Origin of the sequence: Pseudomonas sp. NFACC45, from assembly GCF_900113505.1 — a bacterium.
In the GTDB taxonomy this organism is placed as follows: Bacteria; Pseudomonadota; Gammaproteobacteria; order Pseudomonadales; family Pseudomonadaceae; genus Aquipseudomonas; species Aquipseudomonas tehranensis.
This window is the reverse complement of record NZ_FOPO01000006.1, coordinates 149,295-173,549: the sequence shown is the minus strand read 5'-3', so window position 1 is coordinate 173,549 and position 24,255 is coordinate 149,295. Positions and strand designations below refer to the sequence as shown.

Genomic DNA, 24,255 nt, shown 5'->3' with positions numbered 1-24,255 from the left:
TGAGGCCGGTACATTCAACATTGATGTTGTCTGACAGTCCGTCATCGCGAGCAGGCTCGCTCCCACAGTTTGATTTCTGTTGGAGTTACAGGATCCGCACCCGCAACGAGCGGCCCTTGATCTTGCCATCGTTCAGGCGTTGCAGGGCCTGTTTGGCGATTCCGCGCTCCACGGCAACATAGGCCTGGAAGTCGAAAATCGCGATCTTGCCGACCTGGGCGCCGGGGATGCCGGCGTCGCCGGTGAGGGCGCCGAGGATGTCGCCGGGGCGGACTTTGTCTTTGCGCCCGGCACCAATGCACAGGGTGCTCATGGCCGGCAGTAGCGGGCCGCCGCCCTGGGGCTTGAGGTTGTCCAGCTGGTCCCAGCTCAGTGGCGACTTCTGCAACTGCTCGATCGCTTGGGCGCGGTGGGCTTCGGACGGCGCCACCAGGCTGATGGCGATGCCTTTTTCCCCCGCGCGTCCGGTACGGCCGACGCGGTGAATGTGAATTTCCGAGTCACGGGCCAGTTCGACGTTGATCACCATGTCCAGTGCGTCGATGTCCAGGCCACGGGCCGCCACATCGGTGGCCACCAGCACCGAGGTGCTGCGGTTGGCGAACATCGCCAGCACCTGATCGCGGTCACGCTGTTCCAGATCGCCATGCAGGCCGACCGCCGAGATACCTTTGGATGTCAGATGGTCGACGGTTTCCTGGACTTGCTGTTTGGTGAAGCAGAACGCCACGCAGGAAGCCGGACGGAAATGCGCCAGCACCTTGACCACGGCGTCCATGCGCTCCTCGGGGGAGATTTCATAGAAACGCTGCTCGATCTGCGCGTCGGAGTGAAACGCTTCGGCTTTGACCTGCTGCGGGTTGCGCATGAACTTGGACGACAGTTGCTTGATACCCACCGGATAGGTGGCGGAGAACAGCAAGGTCTGACGGCGCTCCGGGGTCTGCTGGATGATGTCTTCAATGGCGTCGTAAAAGCCCATGTCGAGCATACGGTCGGCTTCATCGAGGATCAGCGTGTTGAGGCCGTCCAGCACCAGCGAGCCCTTGCGCAGGTGCTGCTGGATGCGCCCTGGCGTGCCGACGATGATGTGGGCGCCGTGCTCCAGGGAAGCGATCTGCGGGCCAAACGACACGCCGCCACACAGGGTCAGGACTTTGATGTTGTCTTCGGCGCGGGCCAGACGTCGAATTTCCTTGGCGACCTGATCGGCCAGCTCACGAGTCGGACAGATCACCAGTGCCTGGCAGCCGAAGAAGCGCGGGTTGATCGGGTTCAGCAGGCCGATGCCGAAGGCCGCGGTCTTGCCGCTGCCGGTCTTGGCCTGGGCGATCAGATCCATGCCCTTGAGGATCACCGGCAAGCTCTGCGCCTGGATCGGCGTCATCTGGGCATAACCGAGGGATTCGAGGTTAGCCAGCATGGCGGCGGACAGCGGCAGAGTATTAAAAGCGGTGGCAATGGTGGTCACGGGACTGGCCTGCAAAACAAAATGTCGCGCAGTGTAGCAGCCTCGTGCCACTTTCTTCGAAAGTTCTGGACGAGCTGTGGCGCAGTTCTGAAGCGGACGAATTCCCTGTGGCGAGGGAGCTTGCTCCCGCTGGGGCGCGAAGCGCCCCCAAACCGGCCAACACGGTGTGACTAAAAGATCGCGTCGCCTGGATTACGACTGCTGCGCAGCCGAGCGGGAGCAAGCTCCCTCGCCACGAAAGCTCACCGAGCCTGGTCAGTGCTCGATATGCTCATCCGGCCGCTTGGTCCGCCGCCCATCCTCTTTCGACAGCTGGGAAAAAATCGTCGCCGCCAGCATCGCCATGATGCCCACCGTCAGGAACGTCAACTGGAACGCGCCGAGCACGGTGTCCACCCCGTCGTTGCCGACTTGGGCGGTAAAGCCGCCGAGCAGCGCGCCGGCGCAGGCCACGCCCAGGCTCAGGGACAGTTGCGCCACCACCGACAGCAGGCTGTTGCCGCTGCTGGCGCTGGCGTCGTCCAGGTCAATCAGGGTCACGGTGTTCATCGCCGTGAACTGCAACGAGTTGATCGCCCCCAGCACCGCCAGTTGCGCCAGCAGCAACCAGTACGGCGTCTGTTCGCTGACCAGGCCCATGCTCGCCAGCATCAGGCCCAGGGCCAGGGTGTTGCCGGTCAATACGCTGCGGTAGCCGAAGCGCTCGATCAAAGGCCGGGCCACGGATTTGGCGACCATCGCGGCTGCCGCCAGGGGCAACATGCTCATCCCGGCCTGGGACGGTGAATAGCCCAGGGCCACTTGCAGCAGTAACGGCACCAGGAACGGCAGGGCGCCGCTGCCCAAGCGCGCGAACAGATTGCCGAGAATCCCCACGGCGAAGGTCCGGGTCTTGAACAACGACGGTGCGAACAGCGGGTTTTCGATGTGCCCGGCCCGTAGCCAATAAGCCGCCAGGCAGGCCATGCCGGCGAACAGCAGCAACATCACGCGCAAGTGCGGCAGGTGCAGTTCACCCAGGCCTTCCATGGCGATGGTGATCAGCACCATCGCCGCGCCAAACAGCAAAAAGCCCAGGCCATCGAACCGCGTACGCTCGCTGCCGCGCAGGTCCGGGATGAATTTCCACACCGCGTAGCAACCCAGCACGCCCACCGGCAGGTTGATGATGAAGATCCAGTGCCAGGTCAGGTACTCCACCATCCAGCCGCCCATGGTCGGGCCGATCAGTGGGCCGAGCAGGCCAGGAATCGTGATGAAACCCATGATCCGCACCAGTTCCGAGCGTGGATAGGCCCGCAGCACGACCAACCTGCCCACCGGCAGCATCAGCGCGCCGCCCAGGCCCTGGATCACCCGGGCGCCGATCAGCATGGACAACGAATTGGACAAGGCGCAGAGCAACGAGCCGAAGCTGAACAACAGAATCGCGCCGAAGAAAATCTTCTTGGTACCGAAGCGGTCGGCGATCCAGCCCGAGGCCGGGATCAGCAGCGCAACGGTGAGCATGTAGGCAATGATCACGCCCTGCATGCGCAGCGGGTTTTCCGCCAGGTCGCTGGCCATGGCGGGCAGGGCGGTGTTGAGGATGGTCCCGTCCAGGGACTGCATGAAGAAGGCAATCGCCACGACCCAAGGAAGCCAGCGGGCGGTGACAGCGTCGAGCGGTGCGCGGTTGGGCATGGGGCCTCTTGTATGGCGTGTTGATCAGGAACGGGTGCCGCTGTTGTGGCGAGGGGATTTATCCCCGCTGGGGCGCGGAGCGCCCCCAAAGCAATTGAATGCAGTTAACCAGATACACCAGGTGATAGTTTTTAGGGCTGCTTCGCAACCCAGCGGGGATAAATCCCCTCGCCACAAGTAATCGCCTTCGCAGGTTTGCTTAGGGTTGGTACTACAACGTCAAGGTCAAGCGCTTGACCAGGGCTCCCGGCAACAGCATCGAAGCCGTGGCCCGCTGGCTGTAGGTGCTGGCCGAGAGCAGAAGTTCCCGCTCCCGGCTCAGGCCTTCGAGTTGTGAACCGAGCAGGCTGTAGACACTGTCGTCGAAACGCATGGTGCTGACTGGCGCGACGATCTGGCCGTTCTCGACCCAGAACGTGGCGAAGCGGGTCATGCCGGTCAGGCGCGCGGCCGGTTGGTCCGAGTAATTCAAATACCAGAGGTTGCTGATGTACAGCCCGGTGCCAAGGTGTTCGAGGATGTCTTGCTGCTCGAGCTGGCCTTGGTTCATCACCAGCGCCGTGGGGTATTCGTAGCTGCTGGCGCCGTTGGCGTTCAGGCCGTGCTCGGCGGCGCTGCGGGAGTTGATCAACTGTGCACCGGCCATGCCTTTGACGATCAGGCCCAAGTCATCGCGCGGATAACCTTCGTCGGAAAACGCCGGGCTCAAAGAACCGCTGACCTGCTCACTCAGCCACACATCGGGGCTCAAGCTGGCTTCGTTCGCGTAGAACTTCTGCAACGGACTTTGCTTGCTGGCAATGGCCCGGGCCGAAAACCCGCCCCAGCTGAGCATGCCCATGATTTCTTCCATCGCCGCGGGTGCCAGGTAGGCGCGGTATTCACCGGGCGGCAGTGTGCGCAAGGGGCGGCCCAAAAACGCCAACTGCTCGCGGGCCTGTTCAAAGCGCCTGGCAAAGCCTTCGCTGCTCCATTCGTGCCCGGCGTAGCTGGCTTTTACCGCCTGGCCGTTTTCATGGAACAGGCTGAAATCGAAGTTGAAGCTATTGGCCTGATGCCAGCCGAACGCCCCCGAAGAACTGGCGAAGCCCCGGCTGATGGGGCCGGCGGCATAGAAGCCGACCAAGTCCAGGCCGTCGGCGGCGCGAGTGATTTCGGCCACCGCCTGGTCAGTGTCCGGCAACGGATGGTCCTGCACGTTGTGGCTCTGCCAGTGGTTGTGGTTGAGCAGCAGGTACGGATCGGGTGGCAGCAGTGGCAGGGTTTCGCGCAACTGTTGCAGACCTTCGGCCAGGCGATGCAGGTCGGTTTCGGGTTCGCCGGACAAGGTGATCTGCAAATCCGCATGGCGGCCGTCGTCGATCAGTTTGAAACTGACATTGGCCTGTTGCACCTGCCCGGCCTGGCGGACCTTGCCATGGTTGAAGCGCACGAAGGCCGAGGATTCGGCGGCGTAGCCGAGGGTGAATTGTTCCGGCTCATGCAGGGCTTCACGCAGCCAGTCGACCAACGCCTTGAAGGCCGCGGCCTGATTATTGACGGTGCTCATCAGGCATCTCCCCCAAACACATCAACGTTGCTGAACACGCACGCCGGCGAGGCATGGCCGACGCGGATGACCTGGTTCGGTTCGCCCTTGCCACAATTTGGCGTGCCCAGGACCTGAGCGGTACTGGCGTCGCCCACCGCACGCAGGCTTTTCCAGAATTGCGCGGAAATGCCCCGGTAGTTGGGGTTTTTCACCACGCCCTTGAGCTCGCCGTTTTCGATCAATTGGCCCCACTCGCAACCGAACTGGAATTTGTTGCGGGCATCGTCGATGGACCAGGAGCGGTTGGTGCGCATCAGCACGCCGTGTTCGATGCCCTGGATCAGTTGCTCCAACGACTGGTCGCCAGGCTCGATGTTCAGGTTCGCCATGCGGTCGATGGGCGGGCGATTCCAGCCACAGGCGCGGCTGTTGGCGACCCCGCTCAGGCCTGCGCGAAATTGCGACAGCGCACCACCCAGCGGGCGCAGCAACAGCCCTTCACGAATCAGAAATTCTTTGCTGGCGGCGGTGCCGTCGTCGTCATGGCTGTAGCTGGCCAGTTCTTCGGGAACGTTCGGGTCGAAGGTCACGTTCAATAGCTGGGAGCCGTATTGCAGATGCCCGAAGTCGCCGGTCGTGACGAAACTGGTGCCGGCGTAATTACGCTCGTCTCCCAGGATGCGGTCCAGTTCCAGCGGGTGACCGATGGACTCGTGGATCTGCAGCATCATCTGGTCGGGCATTAGCAGCAGGTCACGCGGGCCTTGCGGGGTGTTCGGCGCCAGGAGCAATTGCAGGGCCTGGTCAGCGATTTTTGGTGCGGCACCGATCAGGCCGCAGCGGTTGATGACATCGAAGCCGCCTTGCTGGCCGAAGTTCTCACGGCCCAGGGTGCGGGTCTGGCTGTCGTTGCCGTCGAAGGCGGTGACGTCCAGGGCCGGATAAACAAAGCGTTGGGCTTGGCGCAGTTCGGCGCCGGCGCTGTTGAGGTAGATCTGCTCGACCTGGGTCAGGCCGATGCTGACCTGCCAGTTCACCAGGCGCTCATCCTTGGGCACCGCGGCGGATTCGTCGCCCAGTAACTGATAGCAATCGTTGAGGGACGGGAACGCCTGGTCGAAGTGAGGCGAGAAGTAGTCGGCGCGGTCGCTGGAGACCGCCTGCTCGCGCAAGTCGAGCAGGGCGTGTGGCTTGAGCCGGCGAGCTTGTTGTTCGGCCCGCTCCAGCGCCGCCTGCAGGCCGGCCTGGGACAGGTCGTTGGTGGCCGCATAGGCCTCGACACCGTCGACCCGCACGGTCAGCATCGCCCCTTCATCACGGCCCAGGCTGGGCGGTTCGGCGATGTTCTTGCGCACCGACAGATGCTGGCCGGACTCGCGCACGTAGCGCAGGGAAAAGAACTCAGCGCCCGTGCGCAAGGCAGCAAACCGCTGCTTGAGCTGGGGGTGGACATCGAACATGGAACCTCCTTGTCTGGAGTGGCGGTGCAGCGAGGTGCGGCGCATTGACGCGACGGCTCTAGATTAGGCCTGGGTGGGGGAGGGATCAAGGCAGATGGGGATTTGGAATGTCAGGTCGGACGCCATCGCGAGCAGGCTCGCTCCCACAGTCGGCGGATGGTGGGCACAAGATCTGTGTCCGCCAAGGCCTCTATGTGGGAGCGGGCTTGCTCGCGAAAGCGGTGCGACAGTCAGCGAAGATGTTGGCTGTGAGGGCCCCTTCGCGAGCAAGCCCGCTCCCACAGTTGACGGATGTCGGGCACAAGATCTGTGTCCGCCAAGGCCTCTATGTGGGAGCGAGCCTGCTCGCGATAGCGGTGTGATGCCTTATTGCGCCAGAGGCCCCACTTCCCGCATCGGCTTGCCGCGCACCGGCGCGTCGCCGGCCACGTAGTACGGCGCGGTGCTGCGTGGCAATGGCTGGCGGCCACGGATCTTGTCGGCGATTTTCTCGGCGATCATGATCGTTGGCGCGTTCAGGTTACCGGTGGTGATGATCGGCATGATCGAGGCATCGACCACGCGCAGCCCTTGCATGCCATGCACGCGGCCTTCGCCGTCCACCACCGCCATGTCGTCGGTGCCCATCTTGCACGAGCAGGACGGATGGAAAGCGGTTTCGGCGTGTTCGCGGATGAACTGGTCCAATTGCTCGTCAGTCTGCACCTCGATGCCCGGACTGATTTCACGCCCCCGGAACGGGTCGAGCGCCGGCTGTTGCATGATCTCGCGGGTCAGGCGGATGCCGTCGCGAAATTCCTGCCAGTCCTGCTCGGTGGCCATGTAGTTGAACAGGATGCTCGGGTGCTGGCGCGGGTCCTTGGACTTGGCCTGGATCCGGCCACGGCTGGGCGAGCGCATGGAGCCCATGTGTGCCTGGAAACCGTGTTCCTTCACGCCGTTGCTGCCGTTGTAGTTAATCGCCACCGGCAGGAAGTGGTACTGGATGTTCGGCCAATCGAAGTCCGGGCGGGTGCGGATGAAACCGCCGGCTTCGAACTGGTTACTGGCGCCGATGCCGGTGCCGTTGAACAGCCATTCGGCACCGATGGCCGGCTGGTTGTACCAGAGCAGCGACGGGTACAGCGAGACCGGCTGGGTGCACGCGTATTGCAGGTACAGCTCCAGATGGTCCTGGAGGTTTTCACCGACGCCCGGTAAATCATGGACCACCGGGATGTCGAGGCTTTCCAGCAGTTTGGCCGGGCCGACGCCGGAGCGTTGCAGGATCTGCGGCGAGGCGATGGCGCCGGAGCACAGCAATACTTCTTTGCGCGCCCGGGCCTCGACCCGCTCTTCAGCCGCGCCCACCAGATAACGCACGCCGACCGCGCGTTTGCCTTCGAACACGATCTTGTCGGTCAGGGCATGGGTGACGATGGTCAGTGTCGAGCGCTTCTTGGCCACGTCCAGGTAACCGCGCGCGGTGCTGGCGCGACGACCGTTGGGTGTGACGGTACGGTCCATCGGGCCGAAACCTTCCTGCTGGTAGCCGTTGAGGTCGTCGGTACGCGGGTAACCGGCCTGCACGCCGGCTTCGACCATGGCGTGGAACAGCGGGTTGTTACCGGCCTTGGGCGTGGTCACGCTGACCGGGCCGTCGCCGCCATGGTAATCATTCGGGCCAATGTCGCGGGTTTCAGCTTTGCGAAAATACGGCAGGCAATCCAGATAGGTCCAGTCTTCCAGGCCTGGCAGCTTGGCCCAGTTGTCGTAGTCCAGGGCGTTGCCGCGGATGTAGCACATCCCGTTGATCAGCGAAGAACCGCCCAGGCCTTTGCCGCGACCGCATTCCATGCGACGGCCGTTCATGTGCGGCTCCGGGTCGGTCTCGTAGGCCCAGTTGTAGCGGCGACCCTGCAGCGGGAACGCCAGGGCGGCGGGCATTTGCGTGCGGAAATCCAGGCGATAGTCCGGCCCACCGGCTTCGAGCAGCAGGACGGTGACGCCTTCGTCTTCGGTCAGGCGGGTGGCCAGGGTGTTACCGGCCGAGCCGGCGCCGATGATGATGTAATCGAATACGTGGGACATGAAATGCACCCTCTTTTGAATTGGGTTCAGGTCGCGGTTTGCCTTGACGCCGAGCAACCTGTGGCGAGGGGATTTATCCCCGTTCGGCTACGCGTAGGAGCTGCCGAAGGCTGCGATCTTTTGATCTTTCGCTCAGGACTCAATTGTCTGGGAAAAAATCGCAGCCTCGTTGCACTCGACAGCTCCTACACCGCAGCCCAGCGGGAGCAAGCTCCCTCGCCACAAAGGCCCCAGTCTCAAGTTCGGCGTCAGATCAGAACACTGAGGCGTATTCGCCCAGTTCGACCTGTACCGATTTGATGCGGGTGAAGTTGTTCAGCGAACTGATGCCGTTCTCCCGGCCCACGCCCGATTGCTTGTAGCCACCGACTGGCATCTCTGCCGCCGATTCGCCCCAGGCGTTGATCCAGCAGATGCCGGCTTCGAGCTGATGAATCACGCGGTGAGCGCGGTTCAGGTCGCGGGTCACGACGCCCGCGGCGAGGCCGAAGTCGGTGTCGTTGGCGCGGCGGATCACTTCTTCTTCGGTTTCGTAGGTGAGGATGCTCATCACCGGACCAAAGATTTCTTCGCGCACGATGGTCATCTCGTCGGTGCAATCGGTGAATACGGTCGGTGCAACAAACGCACCCTTGGCCAATTCACCGTCGGTCAAACGAGCGCCGCCGCACAGCAGGCGCGCGCCTTCGGCTTTGCCTTTCTCGATGTAGCCCAACACGCTTTCCATGTGGGCGAAGCTCACCAGCGGCCCGAAGTTGGTGTTTTCATCTTCTGGATTGCCGATGCGGATGCGCGCCACGCGCTCGGCGATCTTGGCTTCGAAAGCCGCCTTGAGGTGGTTCGGCACGAACACGCGGGTGCCGTTGGTGCAGACCTGGCCGGAGCTGTAGAAGTTGGCCATCATCGCGGTGTCGGCGGCGCGATCCAGGTCGGCGTCGTCGAAGATGATCAGCGGTGACTTGCCGCCCAGTTCCATGGTCACGTCCTTGAGCGACGAGCTCGAGGCGCTGGCCATGACTTTCTTGCCGGTGTCGGTGCCGCCGGTGAACGAGATTTTCTCGATGCGCGGGTGCTCGGTCAGCCAGGTGCCGACTTCACGGCCGCTGCCGGTCAGCACGTTGAAGACGCCTGGCGGAACGCCGGCTTCGGTGTAGATCTCGGCCAGTTTCAGGGTGGTCAGCGAGGTGACTTCGCTCGGCTTGAAGATCATCGCATTGCCGGCTGCCAGGGCCGGTGCCGATTTCCACAACGCGATCTGGATCGGGTAGTTCCACGCGCCGATGCCGGCCACCACGCCCAGGGGTTCGCGGCGGGTGTAGACAAACGAAGTGGTGCGCAGCGGCACCTGTTCACCTTCGATGGCCGGCACCAGGCCTGCGTAGTATTCCAGCACGTCGGCGCCGGTGACGATGTCGACGTAGCGGGTTTCGGAGTAGGCCTTGCCGGTGTCGAGGGTTTCCAGAGCGGCCAGTTCATCGTTGCGCTCGCGCAGGATGTCCACGGCGCGGCGCAGGATGCGCGAACGCTGCATGGCGGTCATTGCGGCCCAGACCTTCTGGCCTTTTTCGGCGCTGACCACGGCGCGCTCGACGTCTTCTTTCGTGGCCCGCTGCACCTGGGCGAGTACTTCACCGTTGGCAGGGTTGATGGCTTCGAAAGTGGCGTCGCCGCTGGCATCGCTGTACGCGCCATCGATGTAGAGTTTTTGCAGTTCGAAACGGGCCATAAAGTCCTCGCAAGTGCATGAGTGGTTGGCTGACCACCGGAGCGTGTCGTCTACAGCTGACTACGCGGTTCGGTGGCGGTTCAGGAGCCGAGCGGTTCTGTGTGCTCTGTTACCCCTGCCTTGGCCAGTTGGAAATCCATGTATTCGTAAGCGATCCGGTGCGCCTGGGCGGTATCGAACGCGTCTCCCGACAGCGCCCCGCGCAGCCACAAACCGTCAATCAACGCGGCCAGGCCCCGTGCCGCGCTGCGTGCCTCATCGAGGGGCAACACGCGGCGGAACTGGCAACACAGGTTGGAATACAGACGGTGATCGTTGATCCGCTGCAACCTGTGCAAAGACGGGTGATGCATGCTGGTGGCCCAGAAGGCCAACCAGGTTTTCATTGCCGGGCCATTGACCTGGCTGGCGTCGAAGTTGCCTTCGATGATCACCTGCAGGTGAGCCCGTGGGCTTGGGTCCTCCAACGCCTGACGGCGTGCGGTGACGTTCTCGCTCAGGACAGTCATCAGGTACTGGGCCGTGGCCGCGATCAGGCCATTCTTGTCCTTGAAGTAGTGGCTGATGATGCCGTTGGAGACACCGGCCAAACGGGCGATCAGCGCAATGCTGGCGTCCCCCATCCCGACCTGATCGACCGCTTGCATAGTGGCTTCGATCAATTGCTGGCGGCGGATGGGTTGCATACCGACCTTGGGCATCTGGTACATCTCCTTAGGCCATCCGATGGACGAGTGAGGTCTATCGGAATGAAGGCCAGTCTATTTTGTTTTAATTGAACGTTCAATCAACAAAAACAAAGTTCTATGACAAGTCGTCGCTGTTTGTCGGGATTCATGTGTGAAACCCGCAGAACAGGGGGCGAAGACTTTTTCGGGATGTCTTTATAACACTCGTTGGTTGGTTGCCGAGCAAACGGCGGTCACGCCTGCCCCTCGTGGCGTGGGAGTTTTCTCTCGCTGGGTTGCGGTGTAGGAGCTGTCGAGTGCAACGAGGCTGCGATCTTTTCCCAGACAATTGAGTCCTGAGCGAAAGATCAAAAGATCGCAGCCTTCGGCAGCTCCTACGCGCAGCCGAGCGTGAGCCAGCTCCCTCGCCACCAGGGGCAGTGCCAAGGCATATCTGCACAAACAAAAACGCCGCGATCATCTCGCGGCGTTTTCGTCGGTTTCGCTTAGCCCAGGTTTTTGCCGAGCAGTGCGTGGTACAGCTCACTGTCGCCAAGAATCCCGACGACCTGCTGGTTATCGTGAAGCACCAGTTTATTGCCGGTCTGGTAGCGAATCTGCAGCGCGTCGCGCATGCCGATGTTGGAGTCCACCAGGGTCGGACGACGGCCCAGGCCTTCGACGGCTTGGCCCGGGGCCCAGTTTTGCAGGTCCAGCGCCGCGCCGTTCTGACGGGCGCCCTTGATGGTGTTGCCTTCGGCCAGATCGAGCCAGGAGTCGCCGCCCGGATCCAGGCACACCGAACCGTTGATGCGCTTGCAGTTGTCCAGGGTGCGCATCAGGCTGCGGCCACAGAGCACGTTGAGCGGGTTGGTATGGGCGACGAAGGTGCGCACGTAATCGTCGGCCGGGTTCAGCACGATTTCTTCGGGCTTGCTGTACTGGATGATCCGGCCGTCTTTCATGATCGCGATCCGGCTGCCCAGCTTCAGGGCTTCGTCCAGGTCATGGCTGACGAACACGATGGTCTTGCTCAGTTTGCGTTGCAATTCCAGCAATTCGTCCTGCAGGCCCTGGCGGATCAGGGGGTCGAGGGCCGAGAAAGGTTCGTCCATCAGCAGGATATCGGCGTCCATCGCCAGGGCGCGGGCCAGGCCGACCCGTTGCTGCATGCCGCCGGACAACTCGTCAGGTTTCTTGTTGCGCCACTGGGTCAGGCCCACCAGCTCAAGTTTTTCATCCACCAGCTTCTTGCGTTCCTTTTCCGGCCGGCCCTGCATTTCCAGGCCGAAGCTGATGTTTTCGCGCACCGTCAGCCAAGGCATCAGGGCGAACTTCTGGAACACCATGGCGATGCGCTTGGTACGCATCATCTTCAGCTCGGCGGGGCTGCAGGAGGCGATGTCGATCTGCCGGCCTTCATGCTCGACGAACAATTTTCCGCGACTGACGGTGTTCAAGCCGTTGATGCAACGCAGCAGGCTGGATTTGCCGGAGCCGGACAGCCCCATCAGTACGCAGATTTCGCCTTTTTCAATGTCCAGGCTGGCTTTTTCCACACCGACGATTTGCCCGGTTTTCTTCAGGATTTCGTTGCGTGTCATGCCTTGGTCGAGCAGCTTGAGGGCTTCACGTGGATCTTTGGAAAAGATCACGTCGACCTCTTCGAAGCGGATTATGCTCATGCGTCACCCCCTACTTTGGCGTCGGGTTGCTTGCAGATTCGGTCGAGCATGATTGCCAGCAATACGATCGCCAGGCCTGCTTCGAAGCCCAGGGCGATATCAGCGGTGTTCAGTGCGTTGACCACGGGTTTGCCCAGACCGTCGGCACCCACCAGCGCGGCGATGACCACCATCGACAACGACAGCATGATGCATTGGGTGATACCGGCCGCGATGCTGGGCATCGCATGGGGCAGTTCGATACGGGACAGCAGTTGGCGACGGGAGCAGCCGAAGGCTTTGCCGGCGTCCATCAGTTCGTCTGGAACGTCGCGGATACCCAGGTAGGTCAAGCGGATGGGCGCGGCAATCGCGAACACCACCGTCGAGATCAGGCCAGGGACCACACCCAGCCCGAAAAGGGTCAGGGTAGGAATGAGGTAAACGAAGGTCGGTACGGTCTGCATCAGATCGAGCACCGGACGCATCATGGTGTAGAACAGCGGCTTGTGCGCGGCAACAATGCCCAGCGGCACGCCGATCAAGACACAGACCAGGGTCGCGAACAGCACCTGGGCCAGGGTTTCCATGGTTTCCTGCCAGTAACCCAGGTTCAGGATAAGCAGAAAGGCTGCGATAACGAAGACCGTCAGGCCCCATTTGCGCTGGATAAAATGCGCCAGTAGAGCGATGAGGCCGATCAAGACAAGCGGGTTGAACCAGGTCAGCGCAAACGTCACGCCGTGAATCATCGTTTCCAGTGACAGGGCGATGGCATCGAATGTGTTGGCGCCGTGTTGCGTCAACCAATCGACAAAGCCCGCGATGTACTGGCCCAAAGGTATTTTCTGATCAATCAGCATGGTAGTGAACATCCGCATGCAAGGAATAAACAGCCCGGACGAGCGAACCCGCCCGGCATAAAAGCATTACTGCGCAAGCTTGGCTTTCACGGCGTCCAGGCCGGGTTTACCGTCAATGGTGGTCACGCCAGCGAGCCAGGTATCGAGTACCTGTGGGTTTTTCTTCAGCCAGGCCTTGGCGGCCGCGTCAGGCTTCATCTTGTCGTCAAGCACGTTGCCCATCAGCGTGCTTTCCATGTCCAGGGTGAAGGCCAGGTTTTTCAACAGCTGACCTACGTTGCTGCATTCCTGGACGTAGCCTTTGCGGGTATTGGTGTAGATGGTTGCCTGACCGAAATTCGGACCGAAGTACTCGTCACCACCGGTGAGGTACTTCATCTTGAAGCGGGTGTTCATCGGATGTGGTTCCCAGCCCAGGAACACTACGGCGGTGCTGCGGCGCTCGGCGCGGTCGACCTGTGACAACATGCCGGCTTCGCTGGACTCGACGATCTTGAAGCCGGCGTCCTTGAGACCGAAGGCATTCTTGTCGATCATGCTCTGGATCAGGCGGTTGCCGTCGTTACCCGGTTCGATGCCGTAGATCTTGCCGTCCAGTTCCTTCTTGAACTTGGCGATGTCGGCGAAATCCTTCAGCCCTTTGTTATAGAGCTCTTCGGGCACCGCCAGGGTGTACTTGGCGTTCTCCAGGTTGGCCCGCACCGTATCCACGGTGCCGGCTTCGCGGTAGGCCTTGATGTCGTTTTCCATCGTCGGCATCCAGTTGCCGAGGAACACATCCATGTTCTTGCCGTCGGCCAGGGACTTGTAGGTCACGGGTACGGAAATCATGGTGGTCTTGGTTTTGTAGCCCAGGGCCTCGAGTACCACGCTGGTGGTGGCGGTGGTCACGGTGATGTCGGTCCAGCCGACATCGGAGAAGTTGACGGTGCTGCACTGCGCGGGTTCAGCAGCGTTGGCCAGCAGCGGAAGACTCAGCATGGCGGCCAACAACAACGGCGTGGAACCTTTCATGGGTGGACTCCTGGTGTTTTATCGGCGGCGCCCGTTCAAGGACATCCGCACTTTTTTTGGATGTTGCGGTTGGGGGCGCGTGAGCACTCTCTGACACGCGGCCTTGCAAACGAGCCGTAACCGATCATGTACCAGTGCAAATCTGTCGCCTACAGGGTGCGTCGTATCCAGTACAGGGAGGGTCGCATCCAGTGTTAGTGACGTCGTTTACAGATTTTTTTCGCCCTTGGCTGGCCTCTGATACGCAAAAAACGTCGTAAAACCGGGGCAAAGGGCGGGCGACGTCGGTGGGCATGATTGCGTCGGTGTCAGACGTCGAACGCCCTGGCAAAAGCCGGATGATGCGGGCATCCCGGCGTTGAGCGTAGCAGCTCCGCCACCGGGCGCTCCTGCGCCCGGATGTGCCTGTTCTGGAGGTTCTCGGCAATGGCAATCAGCGTGTTCGACCTGTTCAAAATTGGTATCGGCCCGTCCAGTTCCCACACCGTGGGGCCCATGCGCGCTGCAGCGCTGTTTGTGCAGCGTTTACGTGAACAGGGTGTTTTGGAACAAGTAACGCGCCTGGAAGTTCAGCTTTACGGTTCCCTGTCTGCCACTGGCATCGGCCATGGCAGTGATAACGCCGTGATCATGGGCTTGATGGGCGAGTGGCCAGACGCGATCGACCCGTCGCAGATTGGCCCCCGCATCGAGCTGCTGCGCGAAACCCAGACCCTGCTGCTGGACGGTCGTCTGCCGGTGCCTTTCGTCTGGTCCCGGGACATGCGCCTGATCGACGAAAACCTGCCGTTCCATCCCAATGCCATGACGCTGGTGGCCGAAGGCGACAACGCTGAATTGCACCGTGACACCTACTATTCAGTCGGCGGTGGCTTCGTCGTCGATCAGGCCCAGGCGTCCAGCGGCGTGGTGGATCTGGATGCCACCGAGTTGCCTTACGATTTTTCCAGTGCCGAAGAACTGCTCCAGTTGTGTCGCACCCATAACCTTCGGGTGGCCGAGCTCATGATGGCCAACGAAAAGGTCTGGCGCTCGGAGGAGGAGATCCGCAGCGGCCTGATGAAACTCTGGCGGGCGATGCAGGACTGCGTCGAGCAAGGTCTCAAGCACGAGGGCATTCTGCCCGGCGGTTTGAATGTGCGTCGGCGAGCAGCCAAGTTGCACCGCAGTTTGCAAGAACTGAACAAACCCAATGTCATCGGTTCGACCCTGAGTGCCATGGAATGGGTCAACCTGTTCGCCCTGGCGGTCAACGAGGAAAACGCCGCCGGTGGCCGCATGGTGACGGCGCCGACCAATGGCGCGGCGGGAATCATTCCGGCAGTGCTGCATTACTTCATGAAGTTCAGCGAAGCGGTCACCGACGCCAACGTGGTGGATTATTTTCTCGGCGCGGCGGCGGTGGGAATCCTGTGCAAAAAGAACGCCTCTATTTCCGGCGCCGAAGTCGGTTGCCAGGGGGAAGTGGGCTCGGCATGCGCCATGGCTGCCGCTGGCCTGGCGGAGATCCTTGGCGCGACCCCCGAGCAACTGTGCAACGCGGCGGAAATCGGCCTGGAACACAACCTCGGCCTGACCTGCGATCCGGTGGGTGGTCTGGTGCAGGTGCCGTGTATCGAGCGCAACGCGATAGCGGCGGTGAAAGCCATCAACGCTGCGCAGATGGCGCTGCGCGGAGACGGCCAGCACTTCATCTCTCTGGACCGGGTGATCCGTACCATGCGCGACACCGGCGCCGACATGCATGACAAATATAAAGAGACATCGCGCGGTGGCCTGGCGGTCAGTGCGGTGGAGTGCTGATCGCCTCGCCAGAGGCGATCGCATATCGCTCACAAAATGCACACTGATCCACAAACGCGCCACCTTTTAGCGCGTCGCAAACAGACATGACACCGTTTGTCGGACCCACCGCTGTTCGTCCCTCGACCGTTCGTCATTCGCACCTGTGGTGATACCGGTTGCGCAAGTGCCGCAGCCCAGTTCCCACAAGTGCTACCGTTCTGCTCACGGCCGGCTGTGGCGGGCGCCTGCCGCCACTGATGGCACCTATAACCCACACTCATCGCGTGCCTTATTTAGACTGGGCGCGATGTCGTTTTCAGGATTTATTGAACACGCATTCAATTTAGGCATGGCAATTGCTCTATCGATGTAAAGCCCGTCTGCTGTGTAGAGACCAAGGGCAACAACCAATAAAAAGAGCCTCCGCCTGAGGCCATCACTTGCTTTGTGTGAGGAGATACCGCGATGACGACGTCCAACCCAGGGGCTCAATCCCAGAACCGTGCGCCTCAATCCATCGGCTTTTTGCTGCTGGACAATTTCACGCTCATTTCCCTGGCGTCCGCGGTGGAGCCGCTGCGCATGGCCAACCAGCTGTCCGGTCGCGAGCTGTATCGCTGGACCACCCTCACCGTTGATGGCGGCCAGGTCTGGGCCAGTGATGGTTTGCAAATCACGCCGGACGCGGCCATGCACAAAGCGCCGCCTATCGATACCGTCATTGTGTGTGGCGGCGTTGGCATTCAGCGCACCGTCACCCGTGAACACGTGTCATGGCTGCAAAGCCAGGCCCGTCAGTCCCGGCGCCTCGGCGCGGTCTGCACCGGCAGTTGGGCCTTGGCCTGCGCGGGTCTGCTCGATGGCTTCGATTGCAGTGTGCACTGGGAATGTCTGGCGGCAATGCAGGAAGCCTTTCCGCGGGTATCGATGAGCACCCGTCTGTTCACCCTCGACCGCAACCGCTTCACCAGTTCCGGCGGCACCGCGCCACTGGACATGATGTTGCACCTGATTAGCCGCGATCACGGCCGCGAGTTGTCGGCAGCGATCTCCGAAATGTTTGTCTATGAGCGCATTCGCAACGAGCAGGATCACCAGCGCGTGCCACTCAAGCACATGCTTGGCACCAATCAGCCGAAGTTGCAGGAAATCGTCGCGCTGATGGAGGCCAATCTCGAAGAGCCGATCGACCTGGACGAACTGGCGGTGTACGTCGCCGTCTCCCGGCGCCAGTTGGAGCGCTTGTTCCAGAAATACCTGCATTGCTCGCCGTCACGCTATTACCTCAAGCTGCGGCTGATCCGGGCGCGGCAACTGCTCAAGCAGACGCCGATGTCGATCATCGAAGTGGCGTCGGTGTGCGGTTTCGTTTCCACGCCGCACTTCTCCAAGTGCTACCGCGAATACTTCGGCATTCCACCGCGCGACGAGCGCGTCGGCTCCAACACCGCGCAGCAGGTGGCGATGATGCCGCTGCCACAGGCCCTGGTGCTGTCGCCATTGTCCGGCCCGTTGTCGGCGTTGAGCCAGGCGCGTAATGAGTCGACGTTTGCCAGTGTGAGGCTCTAGACCGCGGCGCCTTCATCGCGAGCAGGCTCGCTCCCACAGGGGTTCTGTGCCGATCACAAAACCTGTGGGAGCGAGCCTGCTCGCGATTGGTTTTTCAGGCGTTCTGGTTTTTCTGATACTCGGCCAAAGCCGGCAGCAGCTGCAGATCAATCGCCCGGCGCACGGCGGGCAAGATGGTGGCGCTGCTGGTGTACATATTCCTGACCATCATGCGCAACTCATTGGCGCGGGCCGTGTCCAGCCCGCGCACCGCACACTCGCAAGCCTGTTCGGCGGTGGAACCGCTGGGTATCTGGAGGCCCAGGGTCTTGAGCAGGCCCAGCAGGTCTTCCTGGTCGATCAAATCGGCGTGCATCATGACGCTTTTCCTTGTTCAGGGATTGGGGTCGTGACTCGATTCTGGTAGCGGCCCGAAGCGGCGGCAAGGGCAAATGGTCGCGATGTCATGAATGACTATGGGGGCGTCGTTTTCGGCTAACTTGCCCAGGCTTGGACTGGGCACACTGGCCCCAAGCTGAATCACGACGGTTTGGTCACCCTCGCGCAACAGCTCCTCCAGTAACGCAACTGCCCCGATCCAGTCACGGCTTGATCGGGGATTTTTTTGCCTGGGTGAATCAGAGGGTGATGGGGTGTTTGGCAGGCCGCTATCGCGAGCAGGCTCGCTCCCACAGGTCTTGTGCACGACACAGAACCCCTGTGGGAGCGAGCCTGCTCGCGATGAACGATGACGCGGTCTACCGTTGCAACACCAGAATCCGCGACAACAACTCATCGCGATCCACATAGCATCCCTGGAAATGCCGGGCTCCAGTGGTTGGGTCGAAGGCATTGCGGGCGTGCAGGGTGCGGCGGTTGTCGAAACACCACAACTGACCGGGTTCAAGCCTTTGCATCAAGCGAAATTGCGGCTCGCGGGTCAGGGCGATGAAGCGGCGGTAGGCGCGATACAACCTGGGCATCTGTTCGACCGAGGTGTCGAACGGCCCGCGCAGGAAGTTCGCCATGCGGATTTCCGAGACCTGTCCCAGGGCATCCAGCGCGATGATGGGCGCCAGGCAGCGGTAATCGCTGTGGCGGTCCTTGTTGCGAAACTCCACCGGGATTTCACACAGCGCGGCAAAGGCCTCGGGGTCTTCCTGGCGCAGCGCCTCGGCGATGGCAAAACCGTCGACAAAGATGCTCTCGCCGCCGTCGGCGTCATTCACCAGGCAATGCAGAAACTGCAATCCTGGTTGCAGCTCCCGGGTGGGCAGGTCGCTGTGCAGCGGCAGGTTGAAAGCGGTGTAGGCGTTACTGTCGGCATCGGCCTTGGATTGCACGTTGAACAGCACGCCGAAGTTGCTCTGGCGGATGAACGAAATCTGCTGGGCGATCAGTTTCAGCGAGCCGGGTTCGGTGGGTACGCCGCGCACCTGGGTCAGGCCGATGTCGCGCACCGCCAGCAGCCATTGCAGCAACGTGTCGGCGTCGTCCATCAGCGCCTCGTAATCAAACACCGGCAGTTGCAGGTCGTGCTGCCAGAGCTGGCGCTTGGGTTTGCTCGCCAGGCGTTCAGCCCTGGACTGGTCATCGTAGGCATGGGCGCGCAGCCAGCCCGGGTCGAAGCGGCTCTGGTGGCCGTCCTGCCAATCCACGCACAGGCAGCCATCACTGTCCAAACGGGTCGCGCCGGGCGCCAGATCTTCAGGTACATCGACGATTTCCAACACCTGCTCGCGGGTCACGGTGTAGACGCATTGCGGGCAGGGGCAGTTGTCTCGCAGCCACTGATGATGGAAGGGGCTGATCCGACCGTCGGCCCAGGTGACCTGCACCCGGTCGGTCAAGGGTGTCACTGCGGTCAATGCACAGATCAGGGGGTAACGACGGAAGTCGGCAAAAGCGGCGGCGGTGTTCATGGCGATCTCCTGTTCGGGTTTTATCGGGCCGGTGGCAATGCGATGACCCGACCGATGTAGGCCGGCGGCGACAGGTCGGATTGTTCCGTGAGCAGGGCTTTGAGCTTGCCCAGGGTCTGTTCGGTGAAGGGCGCCGAGCGCGGGCCGGCCAGGTCGACGTGCAACAGCATCTGCTCATTGCCGGCCAGTTCCTTATCGCCGCCGACCAGGTGCAGGCTGTGGTAGAGATGCAGGCGTTTGGCGTCGTGGCCGATGATCTGTGTGCGCACCTCGACCTGGGCGTCGAGCTTCACTTCGTGCAGGTAGTTCAAGTGCAGTTCGAGGGTGAACAGCGAGTGGCCGCTGGCTTCGCGGTTCTGGCTGTCCATGCCCAGCTGATCCATCAATGCGTCGGTCGCGTAGCTGAAGATCAACAGGTAAAAGGCATCGCGCAGATGGCCGTTGTAATCGACCCATTCGGGGAGGATGCGGGTTTGGTAGGTGGTGAGGGTGGGCATGGTGGAACTCCACAAATAGTCGCGGGTGTACACCGTTGTGGCGAGGGAGCTTGCTCCCGCTGGGTTGCGGTGTAGGAGCTGTCGAGTGCAACGAGGCTGCGATCTTTTCCCAGACAATTGAGTCCTGAGCGAAAGATCAAAAGATCGCAGCCTTCGGCAGCTCCTACGCGCAGTCCAGCGGGAGCAAGCTCCCTCGCCACAAGGGTAGGGGTTATTCGGTGAAGGTCATGCCATGCCTGGCCTTGGTGGTCTTCACCGCCTCCAGCACCGCCAGCAGGCAATCATCACGATAGCGCTCCAGGGCAGAAATGCTGTGGCTGCCCAGTTGCGCGCTGGTGCCGTCCACCACATCGTCGATCAGCTTGTCGGTCAGCTCCGGTGCCGGTAGGTAGGTCCACGGCAACTGCAACGCGGGACCGAATTGAGCCATGAAGTGGCGCATTCCGGCATCTCCACCGGCCAGTGTGTACGTCAGGAACGTGCCCATGAACGACCAGCGCAAGCCGGCGCCAAACCGGATGGCATCGTCGATTTCCCCCGTGGTGGCCACGCCGTCGTTGACCAGGTGCAGCGCTTCGCGCCAGAGCGCTTCGAGCAGCCGGTCGGCGATGAATCCGGGGACTTCCTTGCGCACATGCAAGGGGCGCATACCGAGGGATTCGTACACTTGCATTGCGGCCTGTACCGCTTCGGGTGCGGTGTTTTTGCCGCCGACGACTTCCACCAGCGGCAACAGGTAGACCGGGTTGAACGGGTGTCCGACCACGCAGCGTTCCGGGTGGGTGGAGCCTGCATAGAACTCGCTCGGCAGCAGTCCCGATGTGCTGGAACCAATCAGCGCATTAGGCTTGGCGGCGGCGCTGATCTGGCCGTGCAGCTCGAGCTTCAACTCCAGGCGCTCGGGGGCACTTTCCTGGATGAAATCGGCGTCGCGCACGCATTCTTCGATGGTCGCGACAAAGCGCAGCCGATCCTGGGAGGCGCCGGGTGCCAGGCCTTGTTTCTCCAGTGCGCCCCAAGCGTTGGCCACGCGTTTGCGCAGCGCTGCCTCGGCACCTGGCGCCGGGTCCCAGGCCACAACGTCCAGGCCATGGGCCAGGGCGCGACTGACCCAGCCGCTGCCGATTACACCACTGCCCAGGGCGGCGAAGGTCTTGATGTCGGTGATGAAGCTCATGGTGATTTCCTGAAAGGGTTCGCTGATCTAAATGTGGGAGCGAGCCTGCTCGCGATGGCGCAGTGTCAGCCGGCACATCAGTCGCCTGTTGCACCGCTATCGCGAGCAGGCTCGCTCCCACAAGGGAAGGTGTAGGTTGGGGTTAACCGCGGGTGGTCAGACCCATCTTCTTGCGCCCCTCAGCCGGGGTGAGCACGCGGGCGCCGAGGCGGCTGAGGATTTCGCTGGCGCGCTCCACCAGTTGGCCGTTGGTGGCAAGCACGCCTTTGTCCAGCCACAGGTTGTCTTCCAGGCCCACCCGCACGTTGCCCCCCAGCAGCACGGCCTGGGCCGCCATCGGCATTTGCATGCGGCCGATGCCGAAGCCGGCCCACACGGCGTCCGCCGGCAAGTTGTCGACCATGGCTTTCATGGTGGTGGTGTCGGCCGGCGCCCCCCACGGGATGCCCAGGCAAAGCTGGAACAGCGGGTTGTCCAACAGGCCTTCCTTGATCATCTGCTTGGCGAACCACAGGTGGCCGGTGTCGAAGATCTCCAGCTCGGCCTTGACCCCCAGCTCGGTGATGCGCTTGGCCCCGGCCCGCAGTTGCGCCGGGGTGGAAACGTAAATGGTGTCGCCATCACCGAAGTTCAGGGTGCCGCAATCCAGGGTGCAGATTTCCGGCAGCAACTCCTCGACGTGGGCCAGGCGGGTCAGCGGGCCCACCAGGTCGGTATTGGGGCCGAACTCCATGGGATTTTCGCCACCGCCGATCTCCAGATCGCCGCCCATGCCGGCGGTGAGGTTGACGATGATGTCCACGTCCGCCTCTCGGATGCGCTCCATCACTTCGCGGTACAGCGCCACGTCACGGCTGAACTTGCCGGTCTGCGGATCGCGAACGTGGCAGTGGACCACCGTGGCGCCGGCCTTGGCGGCTTCGACGGCGGCCGCGGCGATCTGTTTCGGGGTGACCGGCACGTGTGGGCTTTTGGCGGTCGTGTCGCCAGCACCGGTGAGTGCGCAGGTGATGATGACGTCGTGGTTCATGGTGCAGGTTCCTTACAGGCGTGATGAGTCACTGCGCAGCCGATTGGCGCTGCGCAGATGGATGATGTTTGTTCAGTTGCTGGTCAGCTTCAGGTTGTCGGCGGCAGGCTTGCCATCGAAGGTGGTGACGCCTTCGAGCCAGCGCTGCTTGTCTTGCGGATGATCCTTGAGCCATTGCTTGGCCGATTCGAGCGGGTCCTTGTGATCCAGCAGTGGCTGCATCATCCGGCTCTCGTCTTCGGCGGTGAACGTCAGGTTGCTCAGCAGGCGGCTGACGTTCGGGCATTTTTGCGCGTAGTCCGGCGCGGTGACGGTCCAGACGGTGGCCATGCCTTCGTTCGGGCCGAGGGCGTCTTCACTGCCGGTGAGGTAGGTCATTTGCACGTTGACGTTCATCGGGTGCGGCGCCCAGCCGAAGAACACCACGGCTTCCTTGCGCCGCACGGCGCGGTCCACCGCCGCGAGCATGCCGGCCTCGCTGGACTCCACCAACTGGAACTTGCCCAGGCCGAACTGGTTCTTGCTGATCATCGCCTTGATCTGGGTATTGGCGCCGGAGCCAGGCTCGATACCGTAGATTTTGCCGCCCAGTTCTTTCTCGAATTTGGCGATGTCAGCGAAAGTCTTCAGGCCCTTGTCGGCCAGATAAGTCGGCACGGCCAGGGTGGCGCGGGCGTCCTTGAGGCTGGGTTGCTCCAGGACCTTGACCTGTTTGGCCTCGACGAACGGGGTGATGGTCTGGGTCATCAGTGGGTTCCAATAGCCCAGGAACATGTCCAGACGCTGGTCGCGGATGCCGGCGAAAATGATTTGCTGGGAGGCGCTGGTCTGTTTGGTCTTGTAGCCGAGGCCGTCGAGCAACACTTGGGTCATGGCGCTGGTGGCGATGACATCGGTCCAGTTGACCACGCCCAGGCGCACGTTCTGGCACGCGGCGGGATCGGCTGCCATCGCAGCGGAGCTCAGGAAGGTGGAAGTGCTGAGTGCAAGAACGCAGGAGCTGATCAGTCGTTTCATGTCGGGTTCCTCGGCAGTCTTTGTTATGGGTTCCGGCATCTGCGCACCGGTGATGCCAAGTTACGCAGCCGGCCCGCCGGCAAAACGCACTGCGGCGACTCGCTCTTGCACTGCGGCGACCTGTGGCGTATCAAGGACCGCACGCTACCCGCCAACCGAGTGCGCTACATGTCCCAGGATTTCTACTTCTTGTTGATGCCGGGTTTTTCGGCCATCGGTTTCATTTCGGCCATCGAACCATTGCGGGTCGCCAACCGTTTTCGCGGTGAGTTGTACCGCTGGCATGTGTTGAGCGCCGATGGCGGGGCGGTGCTGGCAAGCAATGGCATGTCGGTCAACGCCGATGCCGCGTTGGAGCCATTGAAGAAAGGCGCGACCCTCTGGGTGGTGGCGGGGTTCGAACCGCTCAAGTTTGTGACCCCGGCGTTGGAGCGCTGGCTGCATCGGCTGGACAGCGAGGGCGTCACCCTGGGCGGCATCGACACCGGCAGTGTGGTCCTGGCCGAGGCGGGGCTGCTGGAAGGGCATCGCGTAACCCTGCACTGGGAAGCGATCGAGGCGTTCAAGGAATCTTATCCACAGCTGAGTGTGACCCAGGAACTGTTCGAAATTGACCGTCGGCGCATCACCTGCGCTGGCGGCACCGCGTCCATCGACCTGATGCTGGACCTGATCGGCCAGGCCCATGGCCCGCAACTGGCGATTGAGGTCAGCGAACAATTCGTGCTCGGCCGCATCCGTCCGCGCAAAGACCACCAGCGCATGGAAATTGCCAGCCGCTATGGCATCCGCAACAAGAAACTGGTGCACGTCATCGGCGAGATGGAAACCCACAGTGAACCGCCTCTGAGCACCCTGGCCCTGGCCGAATCCATCAACGTCACCCGCCGCCAGCTCGAACGCCTGTTCCGCCTGCACCTGAACGACACTCCCAGCAACTTCTATCTACGCCTGCGCCTGGAAAAGGCCCGGCAACTGTTACGCCAGACCGACATGAGTGTGCTGGAAGTGAGTATCGCCTGCGGTTTCGAGTCACCGTCGTATTTCACTCGCAGTTATCGAGCGAGGTTTGAACGGTGCCCGCGGGAAGACCGGCGGCGCCAAGGGGATGGGCGGGAGGTGGTTTGAC

At 61.9% G+C, this 24,255-nt stretch carries 19 protein-coding genes; 3 read left to right on the top strand and 16 right to left on the bottom strand.

The genetic code is table 11. The annotated features are described in order from the left end of the window. Nucleotides 1–85: 85 nt before the first annotated feature. From dbpA to BM132_RS12925, 10 genes are all read right to left on the bottom strand, one after another. Nucleotides 86–1,423 (bottom strand): ATP-dependent RNA helicase DbpA, encoded by a 1,338-nt coding sequence (gene dbpA / locus BM132_RS12970; RefSeq protein ID WP_256244261.1) that lies wholly within the window; start codon nucleotides 1,421–1,423, stop codon nucleotides 86–88. Between the two features lie 303 nt (nucleotides 1,424–1,726). Further along, nucleotides 1,727–3,154 carry a multidrug transporter subunit MdtD gene (mdtD, locus tag BM132_RS12965; protein WP_092401648.1) on the bottom strand — a complete coding sequence of 476 codons (1,428 nt, stop codon included), beginning with the start codon at nucleotides 3,152–3,154 and terminating at the stop codon, nucleotides 1,727–1,729. A 211-nt stretch (nucleotides 3,155–3,365) separates the two neighbouring features. Next, entirely contained in the window at nucleotides 3,366–4,703 is a 1,338-nt protein-coding gene (locus tag BM132_RS12960; RefSeq protein ID WP_092455748.1) for a metallopeptidase TldD-related protein, read from the bottom strand. Next, nucleotides 4,703–6,145, bottom strand: coding sequence for a TldD/PmbA family protein (locus tag BM132_RS12955; protein WP_092455746.1), 1,443 nt, complete (start codon nucleotides 6,143–6,145; stop codon nucleotides 4,703–4,705). The genes BM132_RS12960 and BM132_RS12955 overlap by 1 nt, the downstream gene beginning before the upstream one ends. A gap of 366 nt (nucleotides 6,146–6,511) precedes the next feature. Then, on the bottom strand, nucleotides 6,512–8,215 hold the full coding sequence (betA, locus tag BM132_RS12950; RefSeq protein WP_092401657.1) for a choline dehydrogenase: 1,704 nt from the start codon (nucleotides 8,213–8,215) through the stop codon (nucleotides 6,512–6,514). A 253-nt stretch (nucleotides 8,216–8,468) separates the two neighbouring features. Further along, nucleotides 8,469–9,941 (bottom strand): betaine-aldehyde dehydrogenase, encoded by a 1,473-nt coding sequence (gene betB, locus BM132_RS12945; protein ID WP_092455744.1) that lies wholly within the window; start codon nucleotides 9,939–9,941, stop codon nucleotides 8,469–8,471. Nucleotides 9,942–10,021: 80 nt separating this feature from the next. Continuing rightward, the gene (gene betI / locus BM132_RS12940) at nucleotides 10,022–10,642 is read right to left on the bottom strand and encodes a transcriptional regulator BetI (RefSeq protein ID WP_092455742.1); all 621 of its coding nucleotides are present in this window, start codon (nucleotides 10,640–10,642) and stop codon (nucleotides 10,022–10,024) included. A gap of 473 nt (nucleotides 10,643–11,115) precedes the next feature. Next, nucleotides 11,116–12,294, bottom strand: coding sequence for a choline ABC transporter ATP-binding protein (gene choV / locus BM132_RS12935; protein ID WP_092403483.1), 1,179 nt, complete (start codon nucleotides 12,292–12,294; stop codon nucleotides 11,116–11,118). Continuing rightward, on the bottom strand, nucleotides 12,291–13,136 hold the full coding sequence (gene choW, locus BM132_RS12930; RefSeq protein ID WP_047230366.1) for a choline ABC transporter permease subunit: 846 nt from the start codon (nucleotides 13,134–13,136) through the stop codon (nucleotides 12,291–12,293). Before choW ends, choV begins: the two co-directional genes overlap by 4 nt. A gap of 66 nt (nucleotides 13,137–13,202) precedes the next feature. After that, complete coding sequence (locus BM132_RS12925; protein ID WP_092403481.1) at nucleotides 13,203–14,150, bottom strand: choline ABC transporter substrate-binding protein; 948 nt, start codon at nucleotides 14,148–14,150, stop codon at nucleotides 13,203–13,205. Nucleotides 14,151–14,576: 426 nt separating this feature from the next. Between BM132_RS12925 and BM132_RS12920 the strand changes: the two genes are divergently transcribed. Beyond that, the gene (locus tag BM132_RS12920) at nucleotides 14,577–15,953 is read left to right on the top strand and encodes an L-serine ammonia-lyase (RefSeq protein ID WP_092403479.1); all 1,377 of its coding nucleotides are present in this window, start codon (nucleotides 14,577–14,579) and stop codon (nucleotides 15,951–15,953) included. A gap of 447 nt (nucleotides 15,954–16,400) precedes the next feature. Next, nucleotides 16,401–17,504 (top strand): choline metabolism transcriptional regulator GbdR, encoded by a 1,104-nt coding sequence (locus BM132_RS12915; protein WP_092403477.1) that lies wholly within the window; start codon nucleotides 16,401–16,403, stop codon nucleotides 17,502–17,504. Between the two features lie 94 nt (nucleotides 17,505–17,598). Here BM132_RS12915 and BM132_RS12910 read toward each other — a convergent pair whose 3' ends face one another. The 6 genes from BM132_RS12910 to choX all read right to left on the bottom strand — a co-directional run bounded on the left by BM132_RS12910 (nucleotide 17,599) and on the right by choX (nucleotide 23,126). After that, complete coding sequence (locus BM132_RS12910) at nucleotides 17,599–17,862, bottom strand: hypothetical protein (RefSeq protein ID WP_092455740.1); 264 nt, start codon at nucleotides 17,860–17,862, stop codon at nucleotides 17,599–17,601. 379 nt (nucleotides 17,863–18,241) lie between these two features. Continuing rightward, complete coding sequence (locus BM132_RS12905) at nucleotides 18,242–19,405, bottom strand: gamma-butyrobetaine dioxygenase (protein WP_092400704.1); 1,164 nt, start codon at nucleotides 19,403–19,405, stop codon at nucleotides 18,242–18,244. Nucleotides 19,406–19,425: 20 nt separating this feature from the next. Continuing rightward, on the bottom strand, nucleotides 19,426–19,902 hold the full coding sequence (locus BM132_RS12900) for a thioesterase family protein (RefSeq protein ID WP_092455738.1): 477 nt from the start codon (nucleotides 19,900–19,902) through the stop codon (nucleotides 19,426–19,428). A gap of 211 nt (nucleotides 19,903–20,113) precedes the next feature. Then, a complete protein-coding gene (locus BM132_RS12895) occupies nucleotides 20,114–21,079 on the bottom strand; it encodes an L-carnitine dehydrogenase (protein WP_092455736.1) in 966 nt (321 codons plus the stop codon). Nucleotides 21,080–21,221: 142 nt separating this feature from the next. Beyond that, nucleotides 21,222–22,109 (bottom strand): 3-dehydrocarnitine:acetyl-CoA trimethylamine transferase CdhC, encoded by an 888-nt coding sequence (locus BM132_RS12890; RefSeq protein ID WP_076383396.1) that lies wholly within the window; start codon nucleotides 22,107–22,109, stop codon nucleotides 21,222–21,224. Nucleotides 22,110–22,181: 72 nt separating this feature from the next. After that, a complete protein-coding gene (gene choX, locus BM132_RS12885) occupies nucleotides 22,182–23,126 on the bottom strand; it encodes a choline ABC transporter substrate-binding protein (protein ID WP_092455734.1) in 945 nt (314 codons plus the stop codon). 168 nt (nucleotides 23,127–23,294) lie between these two features. Between choX and BM132_RS12880 the strand changes: the two genes are divergently transcribed. Beyond that, a complete protein-coding gene (locus tag BM132_RS12880) occupies nucleotides 23,295–24,254 on the top strand; it encodes a GlxA family transcriptional regulator (RefSeq protein WP_092455732.1) in 960 nt (319 codons plus the stop codon). The last annotated feature ends 1 nt before the right edge of the window (nucleotide 24,255 follow it).